This window comes from Kitasatospora sp. MY 5-36 (assembly GCF_001182915.1).
Classification (GTDB): domain Bacteria; phylum Actinomycetota; class Actinomycetes; order Streptomycetales; family Streptomycetaceae; genus Kitasatospora.
This window is the reverse complement of sequence record NZ_LFVW01001123.1, coordinates 1-1813: the sequence shown is the minus strand read 5'-3', so window position 1 is coordinate 1813 and position 1813 is coordinate 1. Positions and strand designations below refer to the sequence as shown.

The window sequence follows — 1813 nt, the reverse complement described above, 5'->3', positions numbered from 1 at the left end:
CCGACCACCCGCTGGCCGTCCTCGCCGTCGCCGCCGCCCAGCTCGACGGCCTCGACCGCACCACCCGCTCGGTGCTGCGCGACGCCGCCGTCGTCGGCGGCACGCTGTGGCGCGGCGCGGTCGAGGCCGTCAGCCAGCGCGACCCCGAGGAGGTCGGCCGCAGCCTGGAGCTCCTGGAGTCGCGCGAACTGCTGCGCCGGGTGCGCCGCAGCGGCGTCCCCGGAGACGTCGAGTACGCCTTCCGGTACGCCGTCAGCCGCGATGTCGCGCTCGCCCAGCTGCCCGGCCGCGTCCTGGTCGAACGCCACCTGCGGGCGGCCGACTGGGCCGCCCTGCTGGACGTGCCCCGCCCCGGGCTGCTGGCCTTCCACCACGACCGCGCCATCGCGCTCGCCGAGGCGGACGGCACCCCGGTGGAGGCGATGGAGCGCCGTGCCTGGGAAGCCCTGGTCGGGGCGTCCGCCCGGGCCGCCGCCGCGGGCGACGACGCGCTCGCGGTCAGCTGTCTCGACCACGCCCTGGACCGCTGCCCGCCCGGGGAGCCCGAGCGGGTCTGGCTGGTCACCCACCACCGCCGCATCCGCGACAGCCTCGGCGCCCGCGCCCATCGCCGCCGCCCGGCCGTTACCGGCTGACCCCGGCGGGGACGGGCAGCGCCGGGGCGAGGTCCCGCACGCGTTCCAGCGAGCGGATCTTCTCCTCGACGTCGGTGACGTTGTTGGTCACCATCAGCTCGTCCGCGCCGGTGCGCTCCAGCAGGTCCGTCAGCGCCCGGCGGACCTCCTCGGCGTCGCCGACCGCCTGGGTGCTGAGCAGCGCGTCGGCGGAGGCCCGCTCGGCCTCCGTCCACGGGTACGCCGCCGCCTCCTCGACGGTGGGCAGCGGCGCGATCGGCGAGGCGCCGTTCAGCCGCAGCACCGGGAACAGCGCCGGCGCCGTCAGCCGGCGCGCGTGCTCCGTGGTCTCCCCGCACACCGTGTAGGCGGTGACGATCGCGTGCGGCCGCTCGGCCCGGGCCGAGGGCCGGAAGCTCTGCCGGTACGCCCGCAGCGCCTCCTCGGTGCCGCGGGAGTTGAAGAAGTGGTGGGCGAACGCGTACGGCAGCCCGCGCCGGCCCGCGTCCACGGCGCTGCGCACACTGGCGCCCAGCAGCCACGGCCGCGGCGGCTGCGGCGGCTCCGGCAGGGCCTCCAGCCGCTGGTAGACGTGCCCGTCCGGGAAGCCGCCGTCGACGAAGGCGAGCAGCTCCTCCAGCGCCGCCGGGAAGTCCTCGTCGGGCGCCCGGCGCAGCGCGTGGGAGAGCAGCGGGTCCGCGCCCGAGCGGCCGATGCCCAGGTCCACCCGGCCGGGGAACAGCGCGGCCAGCGTCCGGAAGGACTCCGCGACGGCGTACGGCGGGTGGTTGGGCAGGATCACCCCGCCCGCGCCGATCCGGATCCGGCTGGTCCGCTCGCCGAGCGCGGCCAGCAGGACGGCCGGGACGGAGCCGGCGATCCCGCGCGAGTTGTGGTGCTCGGCCACCCAGAACCGGGTGTAGCCCAGCTCGTCGGCGGCCGCCACCAGCCGGCGGGTGCCGACCAGGGTCTCGGCGGGGCTGCCGGCGGAGTCGATGGACGATATGTCGAGGACGGACAGCGGGACGGTCGGGGAACTGCTGGTCATGCGGGGGTGCTCCTTACTCGGGGTGTCACGCGTACCAGGTGGGGCGGGGGACTTCGCCGTGCAGGAGGTGGCGCCCCACCACGCGGGCGCGCCCCGGGTCGTCCTCGTGCCCCCGTCGCGCCCGGGTGTCCCGCCAGTAGCGGTCCAGCCC

Annotated in this window: 2 protein-coding genes; one reads left to right on the top strand and one right to left on the bottom strand. The window is 77.3% G+C overall.

Going from position 1 to position 1813, the window contains the following annotated elements; genetic code table 11:
• The coding region (locus AE652_RS47050; RefSeq protein WP_049660903.1) for a hypothetical protein at positions 1-635 on the top strand (635 nt) is incomplete at its 5' end.
• Here the strand turns inward: AE652_RS47050 and AE652_RS40695 are convergent.
• Complete coding sequence (locus AE652_RS40695) at positions 625-1662, bottom strand: LLM class flavin-dependent oxidoreductase (protein ID WP_049660901.1); 1038 nt, start codon at positions 1660-1662, stop codon at positions 625-627. The two genes, AE652_RS47050 and AE652_RS40695, sit on opposite strands and share 11 nt — an antisense overlap.
• Between the last annotated feature and the right edge of the window lie 151 nt (positions 1663-1813).

What these genes read in the sequence shown, in the direction of transcription:
- AE652_RS40695 (WP_049660901.1), bottom strand. Translation starts at nt 1,662, where the DNA reads ATGACCAGCAGTTCCCCGACCGTCCCGCTGTCCGTCCTCGACATATCG.